Source organism: Micromonospora sp. MA102 (assembly GCF_025460765.1).
Taxonomy (GTDB): domain Bacteria; phylum Actinomycetota; class Actinomycetes; order Mycobacteriales; family Micromonosporaceae; genus Micromonospora; species Micromonospora halotolerans.
On record NZ_JAMWEG010000013.1, the window covers coordinates 120185 to 146108 of the forward strand.

General features: G+C 69.0%; 26 protein-coding genes and 4 pseudogenes. 15 read left to right on the forward strand and 15 right to left on the reverse strand.

Translation table 11 applies throughout. The features are described 5' to 3' along the window. Positions 1–126 precede the first annotated feature (126 nt). Positions 127–1113, forward strand: a complete 987-nt coding sequence (locus tag NFX44_RS23965) for a S9 family peptidase (RefSeq protein WP_262285842.1) — start codon at positions 127–129, stop codon at positions 1111–1113. Here NFX44_RS23965 and NFX44_RS23970 read toward each other — a convergent pair. Next, on the reverse strand, positions 1101–1433 hold the full coding sequence (locus NFX44_RS23970) for a hypothetical protein (RefSeq protein WP_262285843.1): 333 nt from the start codon (positions 1431–1433) through the stop codon (positions 1101–1103). The two genes, NFX44_RS23965 and NFX44_RS23970, sit on opposite strands and share 13 nt — an antisense overlap. A 437-nt stretch (positions 1434–1870) precedes the next feature. Between NFX44_RS23970 and NFX44_RS23975 the strand changes: the two genes are divergently transcribed. Continuing rightward, on the forward strand, positions 1871–2284 hold the full coding sequence (locus tag NFX44_RS23975; protein ID WP_262285844.1) for a hypothetical protein: 414 nt from the start codon (positions 1871–1873) through the stop codon (positions 2282–2284). A 283-nt stretch (positions 2285–2567) separates the two neighbouring features. Here the strand turns inward: NFX44_RS23975 and NFX44_RS23980 are convergent, their stop codons facing one another. Next, positions 2568–2789 (reverse strand): hypothetical protein, encoded by a 222-nt coding sequence (locus NFX44_RS23980; RefSeq protein WP_262285845.1) that lies wholly within the window; start codon positions 2787–2789, stop codon positions 2568–2570. A gap of 71 nt (positions 2790–2860) precedes the next feature. Here NFX44_RS23980 and NFX44_RS23985 point away from each other — a divergent pair, with 71 nt between their 5' ends. Further along, a complete protein-coding gene (locus tag NFX44_RS23985; RefSeq protein WP_262285846.1) occupies positions 2861–2986 on the forward strand; it encodes a hypothetical protein in 126 nt (41 codons plus the stop codon). Positions 2987–3164: 178 nt separating this feature from the next. After that, positions 3165–4352 (forward strand): low temperature requirement protein A, encoded by a 1188-nt coding sequence (locus NFX44_RS23990; RefSeq protein ID WP_262285847.1) that lies wholly within the window; start codon positions 3165–3167, stop codon positions 4350–4352. A gap of 3 nt (positions 4353–4355) precedes the next feature. On the opposite strand, the gene NFX44_RS23995 is transcribed toward NFX44_RS23990, so the two are convergent. Continuing rightward, positions 4356–5540, reverse strand: a complete 1185-nt coding sequence (locus NFX44_RS23995; RefSeq protein ID WP_262285848.1) for a low temperature requirement protein A — start codon at positions 5538–5540, stop codon at positions 4356–4358. 284 nt (positions 5541–5824) lie between these two features. Further along, entirely contained in the window at positions 5825–6775 is a 951-nt protein-coding gene (locus NFX44_RS24000; protein ID WP_262285849.1) for an NAD(P)H-binding protein, read from the reverse strand. 18 nt (positions 6776–6793) lie between these two features. Between NFX44_RS24000 and NFX44_RS24005 the strand changes: the two genes are divergently transcribed. After that, positions 6794–7804, forward strand: a complete 1011-nt coding sequence (locus tag NFX44_RS24005; protein ID WP_262285850.1) for an AraC family transcriptional regulator — start codon at positions 6794–6796, stop codon at positions 7802–7804. A gap of 150 nt (positions 7805–7954) precedes the next feature. Further along, complete coding sequence (locus NFX44_RS24010; RefSeq protein ID WP_262285851.1) at positions 7955–9616, forward strand: DUF885 domain-containing protein; 1662 nt, start codon at positions 7955–7957, stop codon at positions 9614–9616. Between the two features lie 43 nt (positions 9617–9659). On the opposite strand, the gene NFX44_RS24015 is transcribed toward NFX44_RS24010, so the two are convergent. Further along, entirely contained in the window at positions 9660–10595 is a 936-nt protein-coding gene (locus NFX44_RS24015; RefSeq protein ID WP_262285852.1) for a beta-ketoacyl-ACP synthase III, read from the reverse strand. Between the two features lie 95 nt (positions 10596–10690). Between NFX44_RS24015 and NFX44_RS24020 the strand changes: the two genes are divergently transcribed. From NFX44_RS24020 to NFX44_RS24045, 6 genes are all read left to right on the forward strand, one after another. After that, entirely contained in the window at positions 10691–11269 is a 579-nt protein-coding gene (locus NFX44_RS24020; protein WP_262285853.1) for a TetR/AcrR family transcriptional regulator, read from the forward strand. Beyond that, positions 11266–11922, forward strand: a complete 657-nt coding sequence (locus NFX44_RS24025) for a 1-acyl-sn-glycerol-3-phosphate acyltransferase (protein ID WP_262285854.1) — start codon at positions 11266–11268, stop codon at positions 11920–11922. Before NFX44_RS24020 ends, NFX44_RS24025 begins: the two co-directional genes overlap by 4 nt. 473 nt (positions 11923–12395) lie before the next feature. Further along, the gene (locus tag NFX44_RS24030; protein ID WP_262285855.1) at positions 12396–12791 is read left to right on the forward strand and encodes a GntR family transcriptional regulator; all 396 of its coding nucleotides are present in this window, start codon (positions 12396–12398) and stop codon (positions 12789–12791) included. After that, on the forward strand, positions 12788–13687 hold the full coding sequence (locus tag NFX44_RS24035) for an ABC transporter ATP-binding protein (protein WP_262285856.1): 900 nt from the start codon (positions 12788–12790) through the stop codon (positions 13685–13687). Before NFX44_RS24030 ends, NFX44_RS24035 begins: the two co-directional genes overlap by 4 nt. After that, positions 13684–14661 (forward strand): ABC transporter permease subunit, encoded by a 978-nt coding sequence (locus NFX44_RS24040; RefSeq protein WP_262285857.1) that lies wholly within the window; start codon positions 13684–13686, stop codon positions 14659–14661. Before NFX44_RS24035 ends, NFX44_RS24040 begins: the two co-directional genes overlap by 4 nt. Before the next feature lie 294 nt (positions 14662–14955). Continuing rightward, positions 14956–15666 (forward strand): helix-turn-helix domain-containing protein, encoded by a 711-nt coding sequence (locus NFX44_RS24045; RefSeq protein WP_262285858.1) that lies wholly within the window; start codon positions 14956–14958, stop codon positions 15664–15666. Here NFX44_RS24045 and tnpB read toward each other — a convergent pair. Next, positions 15619–16596: pseudogene (gene tnpB / locus NFX44_RS24050) on the reverse strand (IS607 family element RNA-guided endonuclease TnpB); the annotation flags it as partial. The gene NFX44_RS24045 and the pseudogene tnpB overlap by 48 nt on opposite strands. On the opposite strand from tnpB, the pseudogene NFX44_RS33270 reads away from it, so the two are divergent. Together NFX44_RS33270 and NFX44_RS24060 are read left to right on the forward strand one after the other, a co-directional pair. Further along, positions 16557–16985, forward strand: a pseudogene (locus NFX44_RS33270) (dihydrofolate reductase family protein); the annotation flags it as partial. The pseudogenes tnpB and NFX44_RS33270 sit on opposite strands and share 40 nt — an antisense overlap. Before the next feature lie 134 nt (positions 16986–17119). Next, on the forward strand, positions 17120–17578 hold the full coding sequence (locus tag NFX44_RS24060; RefSeq protein ID WP_262285860.1) for an SRPBCC family protein: 459 nt from the start codon (positions 17120–17122) through the stop codon (positions 17576–17578). 18 nt (positions 17579–17596) lie between these two features. Here the strand turns inward: NFX44_RS24060 and NFX44_RS24065 are convergent. The 6 genes and pseudogenes from NFX44_RS24065 to NFX44_RS24090 all read right to left on the reverse strand — a co-directional run bounded on the left by NFX44_RS24065 (position 17597) and on the right by NFX44_RS24090 (position 22520). Next, positions 17597–18273: pseudogene (locus tag NFX44_RS24065) on the reverse strand (IS5 family transposase). 254 nt (positions 18274–18527) lie between these two features. Further along, the gene (locus NFX44_RS24070) at positions 18528–19112 is read right to left on the reverse strand and encodes a hypothetical protein (RefSeq protein ID WP_262285885.1); all 585 of its coding nucleotides are present in this window, start codon (positions 19110–19112) and stop codon (positions 18528–18530) included. Between the two features lie 65 nt (positions 19113–19177). Then, positions 19178–19675, reverse strand: a pseudogene (locus NFX44_RS33380) (MFS transporter); the annotation flags it as partial. A gap of 187 nt (positions 19676–19862) precedes the next feature. Beyond that, on the reverse strand, positions 19863–20729 hold the full coding sequence (locus tag NFX44_RS24080) for an aldo/keto reductase (protein WP_262285861.1): 867 nt from the start codon (positions 20727–20729) through the stop codon (positions 19863–19865). Between the two features lie 618 nt (positions 20730–21347). Then, positions 21348–21932, reverse strand: a complete 585-nt coding sequence (locus NFX44_RS24085; protein ID WP_262285862.1) for a hypothetical protein — start codon at positions 21930–21932, stop codon at positions 21348–21350. Positions 21933–21980: 48 nt separating this feature from the next. Further along, positions 21981–22520: an ATP-binding protein gene (locus tag NFX44_RS24090; protein WP_262285863.1), complete on the reverse strand. Its 540-nt coding sequence runs from the start codon at positions 22518–22520 to the stop codon at positions 21981–21983. Between the two features lie 226 nt (positions 22521–22746). On the opposite strand from NFX44_RS24090, the gene NFX44_RS24095 reads away from it, so the two are divergent. Then, positions 22747–23370 carry a hypothetical protein gene (locus NFX44_RS24095; protein WP_262285864.1) on the forward strand — a complete coding sequence of 208 codons (624 nt, stop codon included), beginning with the start codon at positions 22747–22749 and terminating at the stop codon, positions 23368–23370. A 443-nt stretch (positions 23371–23813) separates the two neighbouring features. Here NFX44_RS24095 and NFX44_RS24100 read toward each other — a convergent pair whose 3' ends face one another. From NFX44_RS24100 to NFX44_RS24110, 3 genes are all read right to left on the reverse strand, one after another. Beyond that, positions 23814–24317 carry a DinB family protein gene (locus NFX44_RS24100; protein ID WP_262285865.1) on the reverse strand — a complete coding sequence of 168 codons (504 nt, stop codon included), beginning with the start codon at positions 24315–24317 and terminating at the stop codon, positions 23814–23816. Positions 24318–24513: 196 nt separating this feature from the next. Further along, complete coding sequence (locus NFX44_RS24105; protein WP_315974624.1) at positions 24514–25215, reverse strand: DUF5134 domain-containing protein; 702 nt, start codon at positions 25213–25215, stop codon at positions 24514–24516. Further along, a complete protein-coding gene (locus tag NFX44_RS24110) occupies positions 25157–25915 on the reverse strand; it encodes a DUF899 domain-containing protein (RefSeq protein WP_262285867.1) in 759 nt (252 codons plus the stop codon). Before NFX44_RS24110 ends, NFX44_RS24105 begins: the two co-directional genes overlap by 59 nt. Positions 25916–25924 lie beyond the last annotated feature (9 nt).

Below are 25924 nucleotides of genomic sequence, written 5' to 3' on the forward strand. Positions count from 1 at the left end.
GCCAGCCGGAGGATGTGGGGACCATTCGTGCCCGCTGGCGACCGCCGGGGGTACGGGCTACTGGCACGTGGATGGCACGGCAACCAAGGATGCGAGGGGTAGCAGGCACCTCGTACGGTTGACGGGGTGTTGTTCGAGCCTGTGACTGCGGAGCTGTCATTCGAGGACGACGGGAACGAGCTGGTCGGCGATTTCGTCCGACCGCCCTGGCCGGGTCCGTACCCGGCGGTGGTCTTCGTCGAAGGTTCTGGTCCGGGAGGTCGCGACCAGGGGTCGTGGCAGGCGAGGCTTGCCGCAGCCGGCTTTGCGAGCCTCGCCTATGACAAGCCTGGTTCTGGAGCGTCAACGGGCGATTGGACCAGTCAGACCATGGCCGGCCGTGCCGAGGAGACCGTGGCTGCGGTCCAGGCCGTGAGAAGCCGCGAGGACGTGCTATCCGGTGCGGTCGCGCTGATCGGCGGCAGCCAGGGAGGCTGGGTGGCTCAACTGGCGGCGTCAGCGGACGACAGGATAGCGGCGGTGGTGACGGTGTCAGGTCCGGGCGTGAGCGTGCGAGTTCAGGAGGAGTACCGGCTCCGCCACCAGTTCGCGGCGGAGGGCTTCAGCAGCCCGGACATCCAGCAGGCGCTTGTTCTGCTACGCGACCAGGTTCAGCGGGTTCAGTCAGGCGACGACCCGGCGCGAGTGCACGCCGCGCAAGCGCAGTGGCATGCCGCCCCCTGGTATCCGCTACTCGCCGGAACGACACCCGAGTCCATCGCATTCATCGCGGGCATCGCGGACTACGACCCTGCCCCGGCACTGGCAGCCCTGAGATGTCCGCTGCTGGCAATCTTCGGCGCAGATGACCTGCTGGTGCCGGTAGAGGCGAGCGTGCGCGCCATCAGTAACACCCTGAAGGACGCACGCCATGCCGATCACGCGATGGTGGTCTTTCCCTGCGCTGACCACAACATTCGCGTCTACACGGGCAAGGGACCCGCGCAGGTCAAGCAGGGTCGCTACACGCCGGCCGAGCGGGCTCCGGGCTTTGACGAACTCATCGTCACCTGGCTACAGCGCCGCTTGCCGCCGCTCGCCCTCCGCGAGGAACCTGTCCTTCAGTCGGCCTGACCGTCATCGGGAATGGAAACGAAGCCGTCGTTCCAGTGGTCCTCGTCGAGGCTGTAGCGGTTGATGTAGAAGCAGTCGGGCTCGTCGCGGAAGCCAGGCAGCTTCCTGGCTCGCTTTATCCGCTCCTCCGCTCGTGCCTCCGACGAGTACACCCCCAGAATTTTGAGGTCGTCACCGTCTTCCTCGTCGCAGACCAGCTCGCCGGCTTCGTCTCGGTGCGTTGTTGGTCGCCCGTCGAGCCACCGGGCGTGGCGGACGTGCCAGAGCAGGAAGACCTCCATGCAGCCGGAAAGATCGCTGGGGAACACCTCGTCTGCCACGTACCGCTCCTCTGCCTCAAGCCCATCTCCGCCGTGAGTCCGCACATCGTGAAGCAGGCCTGTTCGGCTTCGCCCGGACTCACGGTGGAGGGCGGCGGCCGGCAGACCCGAGCCAAGGGCGGCCCGAGCAGCTAATGGCCCACGGATGGCCCGCAAGATCGAAGCGGGGGAGTGGCCGACCGGCCCAGGATCGGGGATGCAGCCTCTGACCTGGGCCGGAGGCCGGTGGAGCGGGCGACGGGAATCGAACCCGCACCGTCAGTTTGGAAGGACGAAGATCACGGCCGACAAGGATCTGGTGGGCCAGGTCAAGGCTGCGAGGGTGTGACCGTTCGTGCCCCCTGGTGACCATCCGGGGTGCCGGCGACTGGCACGTCGATGGCACGGCGGAACGTCCGGCTGGATCACTGCTACGCGGATGTCGGTAGGCTTCGCACGTGTCGGAGCAGGGTTGGCGTGAGCTGACGCCGAAGACGATTCCCGCCCTTCTCTCGGTCGTGGACTGCGGCGATGGATGCATCCGGGAGCTGACGTTGAGGTCAACGTACGGACCCGATGCTGCGCAATCTGCTTCCGTAGTCATCGACGTTCGGCACGCGTCCGAGCCCGGCTGGGTACAGCTCACGATCGAGCTAAGGGGCTTGGTGCACCGCAAGATCGTGGACATCAACACCTTCTCCTGGGTGATGCTCGATCAGCCACAGGTGGTGCAGGACGACGCTGCCCTCTTGCACCTAGACCTCGATCCCACAGGTGAGATTCGAACACCTGCTGACATGGCGCAGCACTCCCACGTGTACCTAGCCGCGAGGGGACTGCGGTGGCGGCTCGACCCGCTGCCAGCAAGCTAGTGCCGTGACCACAAACGTTCGCCGGGTCGGTCGCCGGGGAGTTTGTCGTACTGGTGGTGTTGGGTGGGGTTGTGCCTCGTCGTCGGGATCCTGCCGCTCCTCCGGTGGTGCATCGCACCGCGCGTGTGGCGTTGCGGGTGACGTCCGGGCAGCGGCGGCAATGCCATGGACGCTGACGAAAGGCTGGACCTCCCAGAAGAGCTGGTCCTCTGTCCTCTGGAAGATTCGCCTCGCCCTCTGCCACAGCCGTGATGATCGCCTAGGCAGGCAACTGTCGCGGTAGCTATGGCCCCCGGATGGCCCGCAAGATCGAAGCGGGGGAGTGGCCGACCGGCCCAGGATTGGAGGACGCTGCCTCCGACCTGGGCCGGCGGCCGATCGTGGCCGGTAGTTCGCCACTGAGTGCCAGGTCACCGACCTCGCGCATCCCGCCGAAGGTGCCGTCCATGTCCAGCACGAAATGCAGACCGACGTCGTCGCGGCCGATCCAGTTCAGCTGCGGCACGGGGTGGGTGATCGTGAGGAGGCGTCCACCCGCTGGCCGGCCAGCCGGACGGGGTCGGCCGGGCGCTGCTGATGCTCGCCGGCTGGGTGATCAACCTGGCCGTCGTCGAATGGGCGCTGCGCAGGCGGCCGACCAAGCCAGCCCGGAGCATCCAGCGCCGCGCCGACGCTTCCGCCGGCGTTCTGGCCAGCCAATGACGGGAATGCGCCAAGGAGGTCGAGGTGGCTCCGACCCCGGCCTATGCGGAGAGTGCGGCTATGGAGCCGTTCGTCGATCAGCCGGTAGTGGGGTATGCGCCGATGGCGAGCCTGCGGCCGGGCTGGTGCCCGTAGCCTGTCATCAGGCGAGGACGGTGCGGAGGTCCGGAGGACGTCGATGGTGACCGAGGGCGGCGCCAACACGGCGGCTCCGACCCCACGGGACCCCGGCCGCCCCGCGTTCCTGGAACTCTTCTTCGACCTGACGTACGTCTTCGCGATGATCTCCCTGGTCAGGACGCTCGCCGACGACGTGAGCTGGACCGGCGTCGGCCAGACGCTGGTCCTGCTGCTCGCGTTCACCCTGGTCTGGGCGGTGACCACGTGGGCCGCCGACACCCTGGACCTGACGCGGCCCGCGGTCCAGGTGCAGTTCATCGGGGTGGCGGCCGGCAGCCTGCTGCTGGCGGCCGCGGCACCCGACGCCTACGACGGTCGCGGCCTGCTCTTCGCGATCACCTACCTTGCGATCCACCTCGGTTCGAGCACCTACTACCTCCTGCTCGTCCCGAGCGCGGCCGAGCCGCGTCGCAGCGGCCGGATCTTGTTCTGGTACACGATCGCCGCCGTCGGCTGGATCGGCGGCGCGCTGGCCACCGGCCACACCCGCCTCCTGCTCTGGGCGGCGACCGTCGCCATGGAGTACGTCGCCGCCTCGCTCGGCTGGCCGCTGCCGAAGCTCGGGCGGTCGCAGCCGCAGGAGTGGCGGCTGGTTGGCGAGCGGGTGGCCGAGCGGTACCGGCAGTTCGTCATCATCGCGCTCGGCGCGTCCATCTTCGTCATCGGGACGACCTTCAGCCTGAACGACTACACCGCGGACCGGGCGTGGGCGCTCCTGGTGGTGTTCACGACCGTGGTGGCGGCCTGGCGCATCTACATCTACCGGGCCGGCGAGCTGCTGACCGAGGCCATCGCGCGATCGACGAACCCGTCACTGCTCACGCAGTCCGCCGCGGTCACTCACCTGATCATGGTATCGGGCATCGGCGGCATGGCGGTCACGAGTCACCTCGTCGTGATGCGTCCCTTCGGGGAGACGCCGCCCTCGTGGGCTGCGGTCATCCTCGGCGGACCGGCGCTGTTCCTGGTCGGCCGCGCAGTGCTGGACTACACGGTCTTCGGTCGGATATCCCGGTCCCGGCTAGCCGGGCTGGTCCTGCTGGCCGGCGCGGCGCCGACCGCGGACCTGCTTCCGCCGGTCGCGGTCGCGCTGCTCGCCATGAGCATCCTGGCCCTGGTCGCTGCGGCGAACCTGGTGAGCACTCGCCGGCACGCCCGGGCCCCGATGCCACCGGCGCTCGGGTGACCTTCACCCGGTCGGCACGGTGACCCGGACCGGCCGCGTGTGCGCGGGCAGCGTCTCCCAGGCCAGGATGAGCAGCAGCACCAGATTCGCCACGATCAGGATGGCCAGCGGCGGAAGCAGCGCCATCACCGGGGCGATGACGCACAGCACCACGATCCCCACCGCCCGGGACCACAGGACCCGACCGGTGAGCACGGCGTCGAACAGGCAACTCCCGAGCAGGAACAGCGCCGGCCCGCCCAGGATGACGGCGATCCAGGCGGCCGGCGCCGCCCCAAACGGCCGGTCGATGACCAGCGAGACGCTGGTCGACACCACCAGCACCCCGCCCACCATCACCAGGTGGCTGTACGAGGTGGAGGTGCCGGGCCGGACCCGCTCCACCACCGTGACGGCGGGCGGTGCCAGCAGCTGCCGTACCCGCTGGAAGTAGAGCTGGAAGAGCACGACAGCGCTGGCGAATCCGACGAAGCTCGCGGCCACCCGGCCGGCCTGGAAGCCGCTGCCGGCCAGCCCGACGCCGCAGCTCAGGATCAGCTCGCCGAGGGCGATGATGAAGATCTCTCGATGCCGCTCGGACAGGTGGGCGCCGGTGAAGATCTGACTGGCCAGTTCGGTGCGGCCGAGTTTCGGCGTCGGCCAGCCCAACCGGGCCGACCCGAGGTCGACCGCCACCGCGACCGACCAGAGCAGCAGCCGGGCGGTTCCGTGCACGAACGCCCCGGCCACCCACGGCAGCGCCGTGACGCCCAACCAGAAGAACACTCGGATGCTCCGGGCCTGGATCGGGCGATTGACCCGGGTACCGGGGATGAGGACGGCGTCGCGGACGAGATGGATGCCGAAGTACGCCGCGACGAACAGCCAGCCGTAATCGGCGAAGGCGTACGGCACCGCGATCGCCATCAACATGGTGCCGAACATGACCGCCAGGACGGTGGCCTGGATGACCGGCAGCCGCGGGTTGAACAGATCGGTGAGCCAGGCGGTCAGCACCCAGACCCACCAGGCGGCCATCAACAGGACGGCGGTCTCGGCTGCGCCCCGGACGGTGAGATCCTCGGCCAGCCCCGCCGAGAGCCTGGAGAGCATGAAGATGTAGACCAGGTCGAAGAAGAGCTCCAGGAACGTCGGATAGCCAGGCTCGCCGCGCCGGCGAAGGATCCGGGGGAGCGGGCTGGGCCTCACGCTTTTGCCTCCTTCGCACGCCCCTCGGGGAGCGGAGGCACGTTTCTTTCGCCAACCTACAAAAGCGGAGGCCGGCGGAGAGCGGAAACACAGGAGCAGGGACGGTGCCGGGCCGCGCTTGCGCGGGTTGGCGTCGATCGCCGGGAGCACCGAGCTGCCTGGCTGCGTTCGGCGATCTCACGGCCCGAACCCGGAGCGCCGGAGCACAAGCGACGCCGACCACGATCAGGCCACGGCCTGATGAGCCCGGGCGACGCCCCCGCGGTTCGGATGCGGACGAGGTGTCAACGGGAGAAGACTTCCTTGGCGTACGCCTCCAAGCCGCGCGGCGGGCTGCCGGTGAGCCGCTGGACGTCGTCGGTGACCGGCGCGAAGACGCCAGCTCTGACCAGTTCGAACAGGTGCATCATGTGGTCGACCCAGGCATCGGGGCGGCCGGACCTGGCGAAGTGCGCCCGGTGCTCGGCGAGGTTCGCGTCGACATGCCGGATGGGTCGGCCGGAGGCCCGGCCCAGCACCTCCGCCACGTGGCTGAAGGTCACCGCCTTCGAGCCCGTCAGCGTGTAGCCCCGCTGGTGGTGTCCGTCCTGGCTCAGCACGATGACGGCGGCGTCGGCAACGTCCCGGGTGTCGACGAAGCTGACCACCTGGTCGCCACTGCCGGCGTACAACTCGTCATTCTCGCGGATCGCCCTGGCGTACACGCCCTCGTCCTCGTCGAAGTTCTGCATGAGCCAGTTCGGCCGCAGGATGGTCCATTCCTTCCCCGCGTTCTGCACCGCCAGTTCCACGGCGTGACGCGGCGTGTCTTCCGGCGAACGGTCGACGCCCATCGCAGACATGAGCACCACGCGCCGGGCGTGCGGGGCAGAGGCGATCAGCCGGGAGATGATGCTGCTGGCATTGTCGGCGCTGTCCAGCCCCTTGACGAACAGCGTGTCGGCGTCGCCGAGCGCCGCGGACCAGGTCGTCGGGTCGTACCAGTCGAAGCGCACCGGAATCACTCCGGGCGACGGCTCTGCGGGGTGACGGCTCGCGGCCCGTACGGGTATCCCGGCGGCCGCCAGAGCCGCCACCACCCGCCGGCCGGCCTTGCCCGTGGCACCCTCCACCCAGACGCTCATGTCGTTTCTCCACTCCTCAGCGTTAGCCTGTGGTTGCCACGTTAGGCAGCAGCCGTGAGACGGACGATGGCTGAAGCACTCGCGTAGTTGTCTTGACGTCTCGCCGATCAAGACGGATATCGTGGGCCCGTGGACGTGCTCGCGGACATCCTCACGGCCATGCGGGTCGGCGCGCCGGTCGCCGCGTACACCGAGGCGCACGCGCCCTGGGGGCTGCGCTTCGACCACGCCACCGCCGCCGCGTTCCACGTCGTCCTGCAGGGGTCGTGCTGGCTGACCCCGCTGCCCGGCGGCGCCGACTTCGAGCCCGTCGCGCTCGGACCCGGCGATGTGGTGCTGCTCGGGCGCGGCGCCACCCATGCGATCGTTTCGGCCCCGGAAGTTCCGCTCGCCGACTTCTCGCCGTCGCGCACGTCGCAGTCCGCGCCCTTCGGCCGGATGGTCGTGCCGGGGCAGGGCGCCCGGTCGACGATCGTGTGCGGCGCCTACCGGCTGCAACGGCACCGCCCGCACCCGCTCCTGCGGGACCTACCGGAAGTGATGCACCTGTCGGCGCTGCCGGGCTGGCACCGGGGCCTACGCGCGATGGTCGAACTGCTCGGCGACGAACTGGAAACCCAACCCCCCGGCGCGGCCGCAGTCACGCCGTCGCTGGTCGACGCCCTGCTGGTGTACATGCTCCGCGCCTGGCTGGCGGACACCGCCGACGCGGACGGGTGGCCGGCGGCTCTGTCCGATCCCGTGATCGCGCGAGCGCTGGCCGCCATCCACGCCGAACCCGCGCGCCCCTGGACCGTCGAGCAACTGGCCGTCACGGCGCGGCTGTCCCGTGCCGCGTTCGCTCGCCGGTTCAGCACTGTGGTCGGCGAGCCACCGCTGACGTACCTCACGCGCTGGCGGATGACCACCGCGGCACGGCTGCTGCGCGAGACCGACAAGACCCTGGACCAGTTGGCCGCCGCCACCGGGTACGGCTCCGCGTTCGCGTTCGCCAAGGCCTTCCGGCGCGAGTACGCCCGCACACCGGGTGACTACCGCCGTGCAAGCCGAACAGGCGCGACAACCACACCCACGCCCGACCCGGTCGCATCAGGGATTCATGGCGGCAACACACCGTCAACGTCCGCTCATGGCCGCTGACGACGCGGGCGCGCCGAAGAGCGGACGTCGGATCTGACCCGCGCCGACGAGCGTCCCATCGTTCACGTCAACGTCAGTAGGGCGACGCCTGTGCGCGTGACCGTTCGCCGCGATCGATGCAGGCTTACGCCGCCGCCTAGCATGGCCCCCATGATCGAGGCGTTCGCGGATCGGCTCCTGTCCGACATGGCCGGCCTCGACCCCTGCACAGCGGTCGTCGAGGCTGGCGAGCAGGATGTCGACGGGCTTACCGACTACGGCCCGGAGGGCCACCAGGCCCGTGCCGACCTCGCAGCTCGTGCCCTGCGCGAGCTCGAGATGCTGGGTGACGTGCTGCCGGCCGCGACCCCGCTGCACGCCCACCTCGCCGAACGGCTGCAGACGCGTATCGCCTTCCACGACGCCGGGGAGGACCTGCGCGAACTGCACGCGGCGGCCACCGGTCCGCTCCAGCTCATCCGCCAGGCCGTCGAGGCCGCGGTTCCCGGCCGCGGCGCCGAGGGCGCGACCTTCGAGCAGGGCTGGGCTCGTGTCGGCGCACGCCTGGCCGCGATCCCCGCGGCCCTGGACGGGTACGCCCGCAGCCTCCTGCTCGCCGCGGAGCGCGGCGATGTCCCGACGCGGCGTCAGGTGGAGCTCGTCACGCAGCGCTGCCGCAGCTGGATCGACGACGATGTCGCCCTGGTGGATCGCTACGGCGAGGGGCGGCAGCGGGCGTCGTTGCAGGCCGCAGCGACGGGCGCGCGAGAGGCGTACCAGAAACTGGCCGAGATGCTGACCGCGGACCTGGCACCGCGGGCCGTCGAGGAGGAGGCGTTCGGAAAGCACCGGTACGCACTCTGGGTGCGCACCTTCCTCGCGGCCCAGCCTGACCTGCGCGAGCTGTACGAGTGGGGCTGGGACGAGTTCCGAGCGACGGAGGCAGAGCTGATCGCGGAAGCGAAGGCCCTGGGCGGGAGCGTGCCCGAGGTGCTCGCCCGGCTCGCCAGCCCCGACGCGCCCGGCACGCTGTACAGCAGGGAGGCGTTCGGCGCGTGGCTGCAGAACCTGTTGGAGACCGCCATCGAGCGGCTGGACGGCAGGCACTTCGACATCCCCGCCCCGCTGCGGCGCATCGAGTCGCGGTTGACCACGTCGTCCGGCATTGCGTACACCGGGCCGTCGCGGGACCTGACGCGGCCGGGCCGGGTCTGGTGGTCCCTCCCCGAGGACGCAGCGAGTTTCCCCACCTGGTACGCCTACAGCACCGCCTATCACGAGGGCGTTCCCGGCCACCACCTGCACCTTGGCGCGGAGGTCTGCCGGGGCGGCCTCGGACAGCGGCTGAACCTGCTCGGCGGCCTCTCCGGCAGCCAGGAGGGCTGGGCACTGTACGCGGAGCGGTTCATGGACGAGCTCGGGCTCTATGAACAGCCGGGTGCTCGACTCGGGTATCTGTACATGCAGCTTCTGCGGGCGGCACGGGTGGTGCTCGACATCGGCCTGCACCTGCGACTGCCGATTCCCTCTGATGACGGCGCACCGTGGACGCCGGACGCTGCGCTGGAGCTGCTGCGGGACCGCTGTCACCAGGGGCCGTACGCCGCCGCCGAACTCGCGCGTTACCTGGGCCGGCCAGGGCAGGCGCTGGCCTACAAGGCGGGTGAGCGCGTGTGGCTGGCAGGCCGCTCGTCCTTCCCCGGCGACCGGCGCGCATTCCATCGACACGCGCTGGAGCTGGGTTCACTGGGCCTGGATCAGTTGACGGTCGCCCTCCAGGGGGACCCCGCACCACCCGTGCAGGGAGGTGACGCGAGCCAGGGACCGCGCTAGTAACTGCACATGCGCTCCCGTTCCCCGTGATTCACAGTCATGGTCATGGGCAGCGGACGATCTGCCCGGCGTACGACAGTCCTCCGCCGAAGCCCAGCAGCAGCACCGGTGCACCGGGCTGGAGCTCTCCGCGTTGGAGCAGTTTCGACAGCGCGATCGGGATGCTCGCCGCCGAGGTGTTGCCCGATTCGGTGACGTCGCGGGCAACGACGGCCTTCGTCGCTCCGATCCGCAGTGCGACCGGCTCGATGATGCGCAGATTAGCCTGGTGCAGGACGATGCCGCCGAGATCGTCCGGCGTTATGCCGGCGGCGGCGCAGATCTGGCGGGCGATGTCGGGCAGCGTGGTGGTGGCCCACCGGTAGACGGTCTGTCCAGCCTGGGTGAACTTGCGATCACCCTCGATCACCACGGCCTCGCCCATGTCCGGGTAGGAGCCCCACACCACCGGGCTGATCTCGGGCTGCTCGGCGGCGGTCAGCACCACCGCGCCGGCTCCGTCACCGACCAGCACGCACGTCGTCCGGTCGGTCCAGTCGGTGAAGTCACTCAGCCGCTCCACGCCGATCACCACCGCGTTCGTCGCCGAGCCGAGCCGAACGGCGCCGTCAGCCATGGCCAACGCGTGGGTGAACCCGGAACACGCGACGTTGACGTCGATCGTCGCAGGTGAGGGCAGTCCGAGCCGACGTGCGACCCGGGCGGCGACGTTGGGACTGCGATCGACCGCCGTGCAGGTCGCCACCACCACCAAATCGACCGCCTCGATGGCCACGCCGGCATTACGCAGGGCCGCGGCCGCCGCCTCGGCCGCCATCAGGTCGAGCGGCTCGGCGGGCCCGGCGATCCGCCGTTCCCGGATGCCCACCCGACTGCGGATCCACTCGTCGCTCGTCTCCACCATCGTGGCGAGGTCATGGTTGGACAGCACTTTCGCAGGCTGGTGGTGACCAGCGCCGACGACCTTCGAACCGCGCACCAGCGACTCCCTTCAGGCCGGGTCAAGATCAGTGGTAGATGCTGTCTACCAGCTCTGCGTAGACGCTGTCTACCCGTATCTGGTAGACAGCGTCTATGCACGTTGACGAGGGCCTACGCGAACGCCTCATCCGTGTCGGCGGCGAACTGCTCGACACCGAGGGCCCGTCCGCGGTGTCCCTGCGAGAGATCGCCCGGCGCGCCGGCGTCTCGCACGGCGCGCCGCGCCGCTACTTTCCCACCCACCTGGAGTTGCTGTCGGCCATCGCCCGCGACGGGTTCACCGACCTCGCCACCCGGGCGAACTCCGCCCTGGCCGAGGCGGCTGGGGGCCCACGCGCCCGGCTTGCCGCGCTCGCCCGGGTCTACCTGGACTTCGCCGCCACCCGCCGCGGCCGATACGAGCTGATGTTCCGCCACGACCTGCTGGAGAGCGGCCACCTGAGACTGCGCGACACCAGCCTGCCACTGTTCCGGCTCCTCACGGACCTGGTCGCGCAGGCCCGGCCCGCGCCCGAGCCGCCGGCCCAGGTCGTCGCGGGAGCACTGTGGGCCAACCTGCACGGCATCGCCCAACTGTGGAACTGGGGCAGCCTCACCCTCGCGACCGGCGCCACCGATCCGAGCGCGCTGCTCGACGCCACCATCACCGCCCACCTCGGACCCGCCGCATGACCCGCACCCCACCCCTGTACGCGCTGGCCCAGCACACCATCGGCCGATACCTCCGCCACTCCTGGCGTCCCACCGTCACCGGCCTCGGTCACCTCCCCGACTCTGGGGGCGCGATCCTGGCCGCCAACCACCTGTCGATCGCCGACCAGTTGTTCCTCGGAATCCTGACGCCCCGGCACATCGCCTTCTGGGCCAAGGCCGAATACTTCCGTTCCCCCGGGCCCCGCGGCCACCTCACCCGGCAGGTCGTCACCGGCATGGGCGCCATCCCGGTCGAGCGGGGCGGCGGCCGGGCGGCCCTCTCGGCGTTCGACGCCGCCGTCCCCGTACTCCGCTCCGGCGGCCTGGTAGCCGTCTTCCCCGAGGGCACGCGTTCCCCCGACGGCCGCCTCTACCGTGGCCGCACCGGCGCAGTCCGCCTCGCCCACCAGGCCGGCGTGCCCGTCATCCCGGTCGGCATCCGCGGCACCGACCGCGTACGTCCCCCCGGCGCGCGCCTTCCCCGGCGCCACCCGATCAGCATCACCTTCGGACCAGCCATCCCAGTGCACATCGAGGCGCCGGCGGACATCCGCCGGCTCACCGACACCGTGATGGCCGCCATCCAGTCCCTCACCTTCCAGGAGTACGTGCAGCACTACGCCCGGACTTGACCGCAACACGTCCACCGCACCAGGCATCGGACTTACCACCGACCCCCGAACCAAGATCAATTGCGCACATCTGCCGCCAGGCGGTCGCTGACCCAGCAGCCGCCCTTGCTCTGTAGTTCGAGTAGTACAAACACCCACGGCGTCACGTTGAACCAGGACTTCCGCCGACCAGCCGCCCGTCACCAACGTGATGGCGGGTGGGGCCAGTGCCCTGACCACAAACGTTCACGGTGTTGGTTGACACGCTGTACCGATACGTGCCCCAGCCGCGGTCCACGCGGCCAGCCGCCTCATCGCGTACATCGCTGGTCCGTTGTCACTGTCGCCGCCGCGCCCCGACCCCGCGGGTACCCGCCGGCGGTCGGGGCAGGTGTGCGCCCGGATCCGGTGCCGCGGTCGTGCGGGCGCGCCGGCTCTCTTGACCGCCGAATTACTGCTTTACTATGGTCCTAGTAAAGCAGCAAGGGGCTACCGTGTTCGTCTTCCGGCTCGACACCCACTCCGGCGTGCCGCCGTACCTGCAACTCGTCCAGCAGGTCCGCCAGGCCGTGCTGCTGGGCTTCCTCCAACCCGGCGACCGCCTCCCGCTCATCCGCGAGGTGGTCGAGGACCTGGCGATCAATCCGAACACCGTCGCCAAGGCGTACCGGCAGATGGAGCACGAGAACCTGGTCACCGGCCGGCCCGGCCAGGGCACGTTCGTCAACGAACAGCAGTCGGCCGCGATGCCGGCATCGACGTACACATCGCTGCGCCGCGGCCTGGCGACCTGGCTGCGCCGCGCCTACGCCGCCGGCCTCGACGAGCAGGCGGTCAACGCGCTTTTTACTTCCGTCCACCAGCAGACCAGGAACGAGGACGTGGCGTGACAGAGACCGAGTTCGCGCTGCGCACCGACGGTGTGGGCAAGCGATACCGGAAGGGCTGGGCGCTGCGCGACTGCACCCTGACCCTGCCGGCCGGCGGCGTGATCGCCCTGGTCGGGCCGAACGGCGCGGGCAAGACCACGCTGCTGCGCCTGGTCGTCGGGTTGCTGGCACCGAGCACCGGCACCGTGGAGGTGCTCGGCCACGACGTCACCACCAGCACCCCGCACACCCTGTCCCGGGTCGGGTTCCTGGCCCAGGACCACCCGCTGTACAAGCGCTTCACCGTCGCCGAGATGCTCCGCTTCGGCCGGGCCTGCAACCTGCGGTTCGACCAGGGGCTGGCCGAACGCCGGCTGGCGAAGCTGGGCATCCCACTCGACCGCAGAACCGGGACGCTCTCCGGCGGGCAGCAGGCCCAGGTCGCGTTGGCCCTGGCCCTGGCGAAGCGACCGGACCTGCTCGTCCTCGACGAGCCGGTGGCCAGCCTCGACCCGCTGGCCCGGCACGAGTTCCTCCAGGTCCTCATGGGCGCGGTCGCCGAAGGCGGGGTGACCGTCCTGTTCTCCTCCCACCTCGTGCACGAGCTGGAGCGCGTCTGCGACCACCTGATCGTGCTCAACCACGGCCGGGTCACGCTCACCGGTGACATCGACACCCTCCTCGCCGAGCACCGGCTGCTCGTCGGCCCGCGCACGGCCACCGACCTCGACCGGGCCGGCGCCGTCGTGGAGGCCGTCCACAGCGACCGGCACACGACCCTGCTGGTACGCGACGGCGCAATCACCACCGCGCCCGGCTGGCAGGCCCAGCCGGTCGCGCTGGAGGACCTGGTGCTGGCGTACCTGCGCCGGCCGTCCGAGCCGAGCGCCGCGGTCACGTCGGGGGTGGCGGCATGACGTGGTTGATCTGGCGCCAGCACCGGACCGAGGTCTGCGTCCTGGGCCTGCTTGTCGGCACGTTCGGCATTGCCCTGCTCGTGCTCGGGACGCAGGCCCACGACCTGTTCCCCGGCGGTCCCGCACGGTGTGCGGGAGAGGCCGGCATCAACGAGGGCTGCGCGGCCTCCTTCCGCCGGCTCGACGAGGAGTACGGGTACGTCGAGAACCTCCTGGCGGGCTTCTATCTGGTCCCCGTCGTCATCGGTGCGTTCCTCGGTGCGCCGCTGCTCGCGCGCGAACTGGAGGGCGGGACCTGGCAGCTCGCCTGGACGCAAGCCGTGCCGCGGATGCGCTGGCTGGCCGCCAAGCTCGCGGCACTGGCCGGCGTCACCGTCACGCTCACCGCGCTGTTCACCGCGGTGCTCACCTGGTTCCGTCAGCCATTCGACGCGTGGGAAGGGCGGTTCCAGTACGACGCCTTCGACCTGGAGGGACTTGTTCCAGTGGCGTACGCGCTGTTCGCGTTCGGCGTCGCCACCGCCGCCGGGGCGATCCTGCGGCGCAGCCTGCCCGCGTTCGGCGTCGCGTTCGGGGCGTTCCTCGCCGCCCGGATGTCGGTGGCGCTGTTGGCCCGTCCCGCGTACGCCACCCCGCTCACCACCATGGAGCCGGTCCCCGTCGGCGGCTCGACGGACCAGGCGGGGCACCGGCCCGTGCCCGGCGTCGCTGACTGGATGATCGAACACGGCTACGCAGACGCCACCGGGCGCAGGCTGAGCTGGACCGAGTACGACGAGCTGGAGGGCGCCGCAAACGGGGCCGGCACCAACCTCAACCAGTTCCTGCACGCGCGGGGCATCCAGCAGTTCGAGATCTACCACCCGGCCGACCGGTTCTGGACGTTCCAGCTCATCGAGGCGGCCCTGTTCGTCGCCGTCGCGGCGGTCCTGATCGGTGTGGTGGTATGGCGGGTACGGCGCCGCATGATCTAGTGCCCTGACCACAACCGTTCACGGTGTTGGTTGACACGCTGTTCGGCTTGTCGGCCGGGCGGCGTGTCGACGTTCACGCTGTGTGAATGGCAGAACCTGTGCGTGTGCGGAGGCTGTCTGATCGGGACGTCAGCCCGAGCAGTGCCTTGAGCCGGACGGTTTTGCCGCTCGATGTACTGCTTAGCGGTGCCCCTGCGGCGGAGCCCGCGAAGTACGAGCCCGACCAGAGTTTGTTGGCTCTTCACAATGCACAGTGTCTTCGGTGACGCTGAATGCGTCTGCGATGCTGTGGGCGTGGAGTACGTGTCCAAAGTGCCGCGACCGCCACTGGACGGGCTGATCGACGACCTTTACTACCTGGAGGGTGCGCCGCCGTACGCCCGGCTGACGCTGCCGCCGATGCCGGCGGCGTTGCTCATCGTCAACCTCGGAGCACCGTTTCGCATCCGCGGCGGCACCGACATCGAAACGGCGGAGTACGCCGACGGCTGCGTGGTCAACATGCCCACCCGCGCGTTGGAGTTCGGCTACCCACTCCGGACCCGGTCCGTCGGCGTGCACTTCAAGCCGTGGGGGCTGGCGCCGATCCTGCCGATGCCTGCGGCCGAGCTGTGTGACCGGCCGGTGACGGTAGAGCAGGTTTGGGGCCGGCCCGCCACTGCTGAGCTGCGAGACCGGCTGGCCGCGGCCGACGGACCGCTCGAGATGCTGACGCTGCTCGAGGAGGAGCTGATGCGACGGCTGTGCGAGACCGCCGGCCTGGGGCTGGTCCGCCAGACAAGCAGCGTCATCGCGGCGACCAGCGGGGCGGTGGCGATTGGCGATCTGAGCGTGGCAGCCGGTGTCAGCAGGACTCATCTGGCACAGCGGTTCAAGGAGCTCATCGGCGTCACACCGAAGCGGTTGGCCCGGACCTACCGCTTCGCCGCCACCGTGTTCGCGATCAACCGTTACCTCTCAGTGCACTCTAGTGAGCACACGATCGGTGGTCTCGCCTTGCGGTGAGACGGTCCCGGTCTGACCCGCCGTGGCGGTGCCGGGTTCACGCTTCGCTGCCACCTGCCCGCGTACGCGGGTCTTCTGGTCGGCTCCACGTGCTGCCACCGGGCCACTCCCGGCGGTGTCGTACTCTGCCGCGAGCGCGGCCAGGTTGCGTGCGGCGTTATGGTCACGATCTATGGTCAGGCCGCATGTCTGGCAGGTATAGGTGCGTTCGGACAGGGCCAGCTTGGCTTTCACCGCGCCGCAAGCCGAACACGTCTTGCTCGATGGATACCAGCGGTCGGCGACGATCAACCGGCCGCCGTTCCACTGCGTCTTGTAGGCGAGTTGCCGGCGTAGCTCGCCGAAGCTTGCGTCGGCGATGTGCCGGGCCAGGCGCCGGTTACGCAGCATCCCGGCGACGTTGAGGTCTTCCACCACAATCGCGCCGTGCTCTTGGCGGAGGCGGGTGGTGAGCTTGTGCAGGCGGTCGCGGCGCAGGTTCGCCACCCGAGCGTGAGCCCGACCGAGCCGCGCGTTGGCGCGCTGCCAGCGGTTCGACGGGCGCTGGCCGGTGCGCCGGTCCGGGCCGGCCTTACGTGACATTGACCTGCCGAGTCTGCGAAGGCGGCGCTGGGCGTCACCCAGGTGGCGTGGGTTCGGCACCAGTTCGCCGGTTGACAGCACGGCGAGGTGCTTGACGCCGACGTCGACACCGACCGTCGAGTCGGGACGGGCCGGTACGCGAACGCCCCGTTCAACCTCGACGCAGAAGGACACATGCCAGCGGCCACCGTCACGCCAGACGGTGGCCGACATGATCCGGGCGGTGCCGTTGTCGATACGCCGGGCCAGCTTCCGGGCGGACTCGTGTAGCTTCAACCGTCCCAGCCGGGGCAGCACGACATGCGTGGCCGTACTGGGACCAGATCGGGGTGACAGTCGTCGGCCGCCACGTCTTCGACCTGACGGACGGTTGGGACGGGAAGCCGCCGGGCGGGATCGACCACGTGGTCGTCGTGACGCACTGGCCGGAGCCCGAGGGCTGGGACCCCGAGGCACCGTTTCACTTCGTCGCCGGCGTCGAGGCAGCCGTGGCCAAGGCGCAGGAGCTTGCGGGTGACCGCATGGTCGAGGTCGCCGCTGGCGACGTCGGTGGCCAGGTGCTTGCCGCGGGTCTGGTCGACGAGGTGCGCATGGACGTCGTACCCGTGGTGTTCGGGTCCGGCAAGCGCTACTTCGGGTCGGTCCACGCGCAGCACCTGTTGGAGGATCCTGACGTGGTGATCCAGGGCAACCGGCTGCTTCACCTGCGCTATCGGGTGCGCCGTTTGCCGATCTGAGCGGGTACGCGAAGAAGTCCACTGCGAAGGGCAGAGATGATGTCAATCATGCCGCTGATCGCGCATTGCGGAGGCACGACTCTAGCCGATGTGAATGCAGGCCGATCCCGAGCGCGAAGCACTAGATTCACCTTATGTACTCGACCCAGGTGTCCCAACTCGTCAAGGCCCCGCGCTCAGCCGTCTATCGGGCACTGCTCGACCCGGCTGCGGTCGCCAAGTGGCGGGTGCCCACCGGCATGAGCGGCCACGTGCACGAGTTCGACGCGCGCGAGGGCGGCTCGTTGCGGGTTTCGCTCACCTACGAGACGCCCGACAATACCGGCAAGTCGACGCCACACACCGACAGCTACCACGGCCACTTCGTCAAGATCGTGCCCGACCAGCAGGTGGTCGAGGTGGTCGAGTTCGAGACCGACGATCCCGCGCTGCGCGGCGCGATGACCATGACCACGACGCTCACCGACGTGGACGGCGGCACCGAGGTCGTCGTCGTGCATGACGGCATTCCCGACGCGATCCCGGCCGAAGACAACGAGACGGGTACGCGCATCGCCCTGGCGAACCTCGCCAGACTCGTCGAACTGGCCTAGGGTCTGTGTCGAAGTCGGTCACAGCCACTCGTTGATGGCGGCGAGGTGGATGGTGGCTTCGTAGCGGACGGCGAGCTTGTCGAAGCGGGTCGCCACGGCGCGGTTGCGTTTGAGCCGGTTGATGCCGCACATCACGGCGTGACGCTGCTGGTAGACGTGCGGGCCGTAGGCGGGTGGCCAACCGCCTTTGGACCCCTTGGCTCGCCGGCGGGCGTCCTGGTCGGCCTTGCTCGGGATGGTCGCAGCGATCCCACGCCGGCGCAGGTAGGCCCGGTTCGCCTTCGACGTGTATGCCTTGTCGGCCAAGACGCGGTCCGGGCGGGTCCTTGGGCGGCTGGTCGTCAGTCGGGGGACGCGGATGGCGGTCAGGACCGGGATGAACTGCGGGCTGTCGCCGCGGTGTCCGGCGGTCAACACGATGGCGAGGGGTTTCTGGCTTGCTCGCAGCCCAGGTGCAGCTTCGTGGTCAACCCGCCGCGGGAGCGGCCCAACGCATGGTCGGCTGGCTCGGCGCTGACGCCTCTGGGCGGTTCGACCTGCAGATCGCCATGGGGCGCCTACCCGGATCCGCCACCGGATCCCTCGATCAACTGCCGCCTGGTCCAGGACGACGGTCGACCCGGCCGCTTCGACGTCGGCAGCAACGGCTGCAACACCGCCCACTGCACGTCGGTCAGGTCGAACCGCCTCGTCACCGCCAAGGTGTCGACGAGGTCTCCGGTTTCAGGTTCCGCTTGATCACTGAACCATCTCCCGGAGACCTCGCCCACTTTGATCTTCGGCACCCGCTGAAACCGTCAGCCCAACTCAGGCCGTCACACCGACTTCGACGCAGGCCTGAGACCGTCCGGATCTGGCGGCGCACCGACTCCCGGTCCGATGCCCGGCCGCCGTGCTGGGCTCGGTCAACCTCCGGCCGGTTCGGTTTCGGCTGCCGGATCGCTGGACTCTAGACGGCCTCCGCTGGGTCTGGACGTGTTCGCTCGCCCCACCGGACGACCGCCGGGGCGGCCAGGCCGACCGCGACGAAGATGCCGCCCATCAGCAGCCATCCGGGGGCTCCCCAGGCGATGCAGAGCAGGCCCAGCATGGAAGGAGCGGCGACATTGGCCAGGCCCGTGCCGAGCCCGAAAATGCCCGTGTATTGCCCCTGCGCGTGTGGAGGCGCGAGTTGGAACTGCAACTCAAGCGAGCCCGCCGCGTGCCATAGCTCGCCGACGGTGTGCGCGGCGACTCCCAGCGTCATTACCGTGACGGCAAGCCATCCGGGCATCGTCGATGTGGCGGCGATCAGGGCCATCCCGATCAGGAACGCCATCCCGGAGCGGCGCATGGCTCGACCTGCCGCTGAACTGGTATCAATTCCCCGGCTCGCTCTGACCTGGAGCGCCGCGACGAGGGCGGTGTTGACCAGCACGGCCGCCCCGACGAACCAGCGCGGCGCGTGGGTCTGCGAGATGATCCACACCGGCAGCGCGAAGACCAGTACTTGGCCGTGAATTCCCATGATGGCGTCGAGCGCGGTGACTGCCATGTAGGGCTTGTCCTTAGAGCGATCCAGCGCCCGGTCGTGGGGGGCGCTGGAATGGGTGGCAGTGAGGGCAGTCGGGTGATGATGGCGGCGCATGCCACGAAGCTGGTGGCGTTGCCGACGATCAGGGCCAGGTAGGCGGCGCGGGTGTCCAGTTGCACTGCGGCGCCGGCGGCGAGGGCCCCGCAACATCCGGCGAGGTTGGCAACCGAACGAAGATAGGCACGGTACGAGGCCGGGTTGGTGCCGCTGAAGCCGCGCACCAGTGGACCGCGAGACGCCCCGCCGGCTGATTGAGCGAGCTGGGTCAGGCAGACCAGGACGACGAACAGCCAGAACGTGTGGACGAAGGCCAGGGCGGCCATGGTGGCGGCTCGGATGATCAGAGTCAGCAGATAGACCTCGCGCGGGCCTCGTCGATCGGCGAGATGCCCCGCCGGGATCCCGGCGAGCATCCCGACGAGTGCTGCGATGCCCAGGCCTAGGGCGACCTGCGCGAGGGAAAGCCCGACGGAGTGGATGAAGAAGAGCACGGCGCTGGCCATGAAGATGCCGCTTCCGAGCATGTTGACGAAGGTCGCGATGGCCAGGACGCGGCGAGGGCCGTGATCGGGAATGAATCCTCGGGCAACGAGCCATGAGCTGCTCGGCGGTGGGACGGGAACGAACGACGTTGTCGCTGTCTGCAAAGTGCGGGAGCCTCTCGTCGACGGTCTTGGACTCGTTGCAGGGGCTGTGCGCTGCCGGGCGCCGTTACTCGAGGCTGGCCAACTCTTCGGGAGACAGGCGCAGCGCCCCGGCGGCGAGGTTCTCGACCAGGTGATTGGGGTTGCCGGTGCCGGGGATGGCCAGTAGGTGTGGCCCGCGGCTGAGGGTCCACGCGATCCGTACCTGCGCCGGTGTCGCGCCGTGTGCGCGGGCGATCACCTCCACCGCCTCGTTGGTGGCCACGCCGCCGGCCTCACGTTTGTCGCCGGCGATCGCGTAGAACGGCACGAAGGCGACACCCTGCTCGCCGCAGGTGCGCACGAACTGGTCGTGCATGCGTCGGGTGTCGACGCCGTACGGGTTCTGCACGCACACCACCGGGGCGATCGCCTGTGCCTGCGCGAGGTGGTGCGGGCGGATGTTCGACAGGCCGAGATGCCGGATGAGCCCGGCGTCGCGCAGATCGGCCAGCGCGCCGAAGTGCTCCGCGACCGAGTCCAGCCCGTGCTGGCGCAGGTTCACGACGTCGAGGTGGTCGCGGCCGAGTTGGCGCAGGTTTTCCTCGACCTGCCCGCGCAGTTGGTCCGGTCGGGCCAGCGGCAGCCACTCCCCTGAGGGGTCGCGGCCCGGCCCGACCTTCGTGGTGATGACCAGGTCGTCGGCGTACGGCGACAACGCCGTGTTGATCAGTTCGTTCGCCGACCGGAGCGGCGAGAAGTAGAACGCCGCCGTGTCGATGTGGTTGACGCCGAGCTCGACCGCCTGGCGCAGCACGCCGACGACCCTGGCGCGATCGCTCGCCGCGCTGCCGTTACGCGTCAGCCGCATCGCGCCGAATCCGATCCGGTTGACGGTCAGGTCGCCGAGGGTCCAGGTGCCTGCGGAACCCGCAGTGATCATGTTGATGGGCATCGGGCGAATCTAGCCACCGCCGCTGACCTGCGCAGTCGGTCGTCCGCCGGATACCGCTCGCGCTAGATCACTGCTAGTTTTTTATCGTGGGAAGCGCTCCGCCGGGCATCGCAGTGACAGCTCGCAGTTCATTCCGGTCCTGACCACATCCTTGTTCCGCCTGTGACGTAGCTGGCCGTCCGAGGACGAGGCCCGATCGGTCCTGGCCGATAAGGCGTACGCATCGAAAGGGAACCGGGCGTACCTGCGCGGCGCGGGATGGGCCCCCGGAGCGGGTGGCGCGGAGGAAGTGCTGTGACCATCCCGAGCAAGACCGACCAGGAAGCCCACCGACGGGCCAAAGGATCTAAGGGCGGCCGGCCACCGGCCTTCGAGCCCAACGATCTATCAGCAACGCGGCGTCGGGAAGCGCGGCACCAACCGGAACGCAACGCGCTGTCACTACCCGCTTCGACTCGCCGGTCCGCTACGAAGCCACAGTCCACCTCGCCGATATCAAAGAGTGGCTGTGACGGACTTTGATACATGCCGTAGCACGGCCCTGTCATAGCCGCCGGTCGGGCGTTGGCTGCTCGGCAGGTGGGGCGCATCCGACCATGCCGATGAGCGGATGGCCGGCTAATGGCTGGTCTCAGGCGCATCAGGAAGGCCGGCCTGGACTCGCCAGGGATGCGGTTCGAATGGGCCCGAGGCGAGGACGTCCATCAACATCGCCGTGCCGGTTGCGAAGGCCTCGACAAGTTCGTGGCTGTTCACCGCGTGCCATTGCGCCCGCCGCACTTGGTGCATGTTGTGGTCCTGCGGGCACCAGCACGCCACCTCCACCGCCGCGTTCACGGTGAGCTTTGGTGGTGCCAGCCAGGCGACGTCGAGCGTGAGTTCGAGCCAGTCGTCGCGGGTGTTGTACAGCGTGATCGTCGTGTCGACGAGCAGCAGGTAGTGGCCTCCTTTCGAGGGCTGTGGGGGCTCCGTCCGGTCCGGATACCAATGCCATGCCGCGCGGTCGGCGGCCGACGGGTGGCTGTCGAGTTCGTTCGCCAACCTTCGCAGCTCGCCTTCAGCGTTCAGATAGTCACGCGGTAGTCCCTCGCGCAGCGGGACGTGGGCCATCGATGGAGCCGGTCCGACCATGCTCCGATGATCCACCAGAACGCCCGATCTGGCCGCGATCCGCGCGTGGCGGAGCGTGACGGCGGCCGCCACCGCTCGGCATCCTGGTCTGCCGATGAGCGGTAGTGGGGGAACCTGGTCTTAGGAGATCGAGGCAGGCCAGCGGTGCTCGCGCCACTCGTCCCATGTCGCAAATCCGGCCGGTGGGTCATCGACAGGTTCACTGCCGTCTAGTTCCCCTGGCGTCGGGATGCTCATGATGGCAGCCCACGTGGCGAGTTCCTCGTCGGACATGTGCCAGGTCGTGTGCGGCTCTTCGGCTTGCCGTCGGTCAAGTCGTTGCCGCTGCTCGGTCGGTGTGAGTTGGAAGTACAGCACCTTCACCGCCGCACCGAGGTCGGCTGCTGCCTTTCGTAGAGCCGAGCGCTCATCTCGGCCCCAGAGGCCGAAGTCGATGACAACGTTGACTCCGAGTTCGAGCGCGCGCAGCGCGATCTCGATGAGCCGTCCTTCGATAACGTCCGAAGCCGATGGCGGGTTCGCCAACCCGTAGAGGGCCTTTACCCACTCGTCCTTCGTCAGACGAAGGGCCCTCTCCTCGACCTCTACGCGCCGTGCCTCTGTGGTCTTCCCGGTGCCTGGCAGCCCGACGGTCAGGAACAGAGTTGGTGGTGTTGTCATCACTTCCCCATACGAGCGGTCGCCTTATCGTCGCTGACATCTGGACATGCCGCAGACCGCGTCACGGAGCGCGGTCGGCTGTCCACGAGTGGTGACGCGCGGACGTGTCGACGAGCGGATGCTTAGGGGCCATCCGGACCATTGAGTACGAGACCATCGGGCGGTGCCTGGCAGCCACGACGGGGCTATCGATCACTTGGGATCTTGTCGTACTAGTCTTCGCCGCATGGCCTTACGACCGGACGAGTTCTATGACCACGCAGTCGCCGTCGCGGACAGCGAGCGGCGGCTCCCGTTGGCACGCATGACGGGATGGGAGATCAGTCCGTTCGAGCCGGACGGACTGCGCGTAGCGCCGTTGCGCCCGCCGGTACTCCCGGAGCCTGCGCGGCACGGTGAGGATCCGTCGGACTGCAACGCCTGCCGCGACCGGGACGAAGGGATCTGGTTCAACGATCACTGGCGGCTGGTCCGGATTGCGGGAGTGGGCGTCCCGCTGGTGCTCATGCTGCATCCGCGCGATCACTACGACATGGCGGATCTACCTGACGAAATGGCCGCCGAACTGGGCCTGTTGAGCACTCGCATCGTCCGCCACATGCAGGCACTGCCGCACATCTCGCGGGCCCACGTCTACCGCATCGGAGATGGTGGCGCCCACCTGCACGTCTGGTTCTTCGCTCGGCCCGAAGGACAGGCCCAATTGTGGGGGTCGTGGCTGGTCGTCTGGGACGACCTGCTACCGGAGTACCCAGCGGACGTTGCGGACGCTGACGCTGAAATCGTGGCAGATGCGTTGGTCGCGTGCCACGGAGGCCACCGGTCGCCCGCCAGCGAACGGGCCGCCTGACCGGTCTGATCTACGGCCCGGATATCACGGTCACGGCTGTTGCCACCGCCGCCGTGCGGATTTGCCCAAGGTCACGTATCCGGATCTGCCGCTGATCGCGCGTCTCGACCGGCGTCGAGGATCGCATGCCCCAGCGATAGGCGGCACGCCAGTTACGCACCGTGACAGCCGAGCTCGGAGAGAGCCGGCCAACTGTCACCCTTCAAGTGAAGTCGATGTGTAACGGATCAAGTGGAGCCCGGCACGTGTCCGACTCCGGTTGATGGTGACACGGCGGCCTCGGTTGACGCTTGACATGATCGCTCCGGCGTCGCATCGAGCGCGCGATTCGCGGCAGATCCGGTTGGCCGTCAGAGTGGTCGCCAGGTCTGACATGGGGGACCGGAATGGCGCAACCAGGGTTCGGCCGCACGGGAGTCGAAATGCGGCGCCAGGCCTACTGGTCAGGTGTTCACCAGCCACTGTTGCCCGTCGATGAGCTCGCGAACCGCGTCGAGGTGTCCGGCGTGGCAGGCGGTCTCGGTGATCACATGGAGCAGGACGTCCCGAAGATTGTGCAGGCGCCACTCACTCCCTGGGAAGGGCCACCAGGCCAGGTCGGCATCGGCAGATGAGGCGGCGATGACGGCATCGGCCAGAGAGGCCTCATGGCGATAGCAGTCAAGGACATCGCCGGCCGGCAGTCCCGGGGCTACCTGCCATGGGCTGTCTTGGCTGCCGACCATGTCGATGACCTCCGGGTCGCCGGCCACAACAGCGCGGAACCACAAACGCTCCACCGACAGCGCGAGGTGCTGCACCATCCCCAGGCAGCTCCACCCAGAGGGCAGCACGGGGCGCCGCAGCGCCTCATCGCTCAGTCCTTCCACGGCACCCAGCACGTGGTTTCGCTGCCTCTGGAGGCACTGCATCAACGCGGTGATCTCGGCGTCGACTGCCACCGTCATTTCTGAACCTCCCTAACACGACACTTCTTCACAGGGCCGAATGCAACCTTGCGGATACGTACCCGCCGACTTTCCGTGACGACTGGCGTGCCAGTTATCCGCTTCTGTCGAAGAGTGGATGCCCGATCTTGGCATGTTCCTTTTGATCTCAACCGAAGTTCACCCGGCGACGAGCATCCCGCCTGGCGCCCATCGTTTACGCCATCGCGAGCAGGGCGATGCCCATACCCGCGCTCATCAGGCCGTGGCACAGTGCCGACCAGTCCAGCGGACACGCCACCGCGTTCGTCGTCGCCGTGGGCAGTCCACCGATGTGCATCCCGCGGCCAACCCACCAGAATGCGGCGAGTACCAGGTAGCCCCCGAGCAGCGCACTGGCCCATCCGGCGCATCCGACCGGCGCATGACCCATCCTGGCCATGTCCATACCACTGTGACCGCCGGCGGAGGCGTCCCCCGGTGTCGAGGCACCCATCCACACCATGGTCCCTGTGGCGGTGGCGAAGAAGACCGGGTGGGCACGACCGCGCGGCGTCCACACCGCCCGCACCGCGAACCACCCCGTCGACATCATGAAAATGGCAATCCAGGCTGCTGCCGGGACCGCCGCGCCCCACGGCCAGATCATCGCGATCATCGATAGGCCCATGACCAGGTGCAACATCTCGGAGAGTCGATGCTCCGCCACCGGACAGAGCCACGCAGCGGGTGGGCGAAGGCACCGGAGCAGGTGAAAGGCGGCCGCCCCTCCGAACGCCACTGTCAGCAGCCATCGGAGGGGGGCAATGCCGATCATCGGCCCCACGAACGGTGGCGGGGCCTCCGGCAGGCGCCGAACCTCAGTGGCAGCACTGGTGCGCGCTGCCGGTGGGCTCGGTGGCGCCCAGGTCGTCGTCATGGCCGGCGGCGAGGCGCGACCACTGGGAGGTTGGCCGGCCGTCGAGTCGGAACTGGTCGCCGTCGGTCCGGAAGCGCCGCGGCCAACCTTCCGGCGAGTCCTCCCAGTCCTCCTGGCGACCGTAGACGGTCATGTCGAGCATCCCGTACGACGGTGCCATCGCCTCGACGCCCCGCCCGGTGGTCCAGTAGGTTTCGAACACCCGGTCGCCCTGGCGCAGGTAGCACGCCTTCATTCCGAACGCGCGCCCGGCGACGAGGGAGTCGAGCGACTCCGCGGGCACGGAGTACCAGGGCGCCTGCCAGCCCATGAAGTCGCGGTAGCGCGAGGTTTCCTCGAACGGCCCCTGGCAGAAGACCGCGAACGTGATGTCGCGCGAGTGCAGGTAGGACAGCTCGAGCACCTGACCGGTGAAGAACGTGCAGCCCTCGCACTGGTCGCCGGCCGGCCTGCCCGTGTGCCACATGTGGTACGACGCGAACAGCTGGGTCCTGCCCTCGAAGACGTCAAGCAGGGGTGTCGGGCCGTCGGCGCCGACGAGGGGGGTGGTCGGGTCGACCTCGACCATCGGCAGCCGCCGGCGGGCCGCGGCGATGGCATCGCCCTCACGGGTGTGCGACTTCTCGCGGAGCCGGAGTTCGTCGAGTTGTTTCTGCCAGGTCTCGCGGTCGGTGATCGGGGGTGTCGCTGGGGTGGTCATGGGTTCCTC

Excerpts from the sequence above, each read along its gene's own strand:
- NFX44_RS23985 (WP_262285846.1), top strand. The coding sequence starts at position 2,861 with ATGCTCGCCGGCTGGGTGATCAACCTGGCCGTCGTCGAATGGGCGCTG.
- NFX44_RS24100 (WP_262285865.1), bottom strand. The coding sequence starts at position 24,317 with ATGACGGTGGCAGTCGACGCCGAGATCACCGCGTTGATGCAGTGCCTC.
- NFX44_RS24105 (WP_315974624.1), bottom strand. The coding sequence starts at position 25,215 with ATGACGACGACCTGGGCGCCACCGAGCCCACCGGCAGCGCGCACCAGT.
- NFX44_RS24110 (WP_262285867.1), bottom strand. The coding sequence starts at position 25,915 with ATGACCACCCCAGCGACACCCCCGATCACCGACCGCGAGACCTGGCAG.
- NFX44_RS24025 (WP_262285854.1), top strand. The coding sequence starts at position 11,266 with ATGACCCGCACCCCACCCCTGTACGCGCTGGCCCAGCACACCATCGGC.
- NFX44_RS24080 (WP_262285861.1), bottom strand. The coding sequence starts at position 20,729 with ATGCCCATCAACATGATCACTGCGGGTTCCGCAGGCACCTGGACCCTC.
- NFX44_RS24010 (WP_262285851.1), top strand. The coding sequence starts at position 7,955 with ATGATCGAGGCGTTCGCGGATCGGCTCCTGTCCGACATGGCCGGCCTC.
- NFX44_RS24060 (WP_262285860.1), top strand. The coding sequence starts at position 17,120 with ATGTACTCGACCCAGGTGTCCCAACTCGTCAAGGCCCCGCGCTCAGCC.
- NFX44_RS24090 (WP_262285863.1), bottom strand. The coding sequence starts at position 22,520 with ATGACAACACCACCAACTCTGTTCCTGACCGTCGGGCTGCCAGGCACC.
- NFX44_RS24070 (WP_262285885.1), bottom strand. The coding sequence starts at position 19,112 with ATGGCAGTCACCGCGCTCGACGCCATCATGGGAATTCACGGCCAAGTA.
- NFX44_RS23990 (WP_262285847.1), top strand. The coding sequence starts at position 3,165 with ATGGTGACCGAGGGCGGCGCCAACACGGCGGCTCCGACCCCACGGGAC.
- NFX44_RS24095 (WP_262285864.1), top strand. The coding sequence starts at position 22,747 with ATGGCCTTACGACCGGACGAGTTCTATGACCACGCAGTCGCCGTCGCG.
- NFX44_RS24040 (WP_262285857.1), top strand. The coding sequence starts at position 13,684 with ATGACGTGGTTGATCTGGCGCCAGCACCGGACCGAGGTCTGCGTCCTG.
- NFX44_RS24020 (WP_262285853.1), top strand. The coding sequence starts at position 10,691 with ATGCACGTTGACGAGGGCCTACGCGAACGCCTCATCCGTGTCGGCGGC.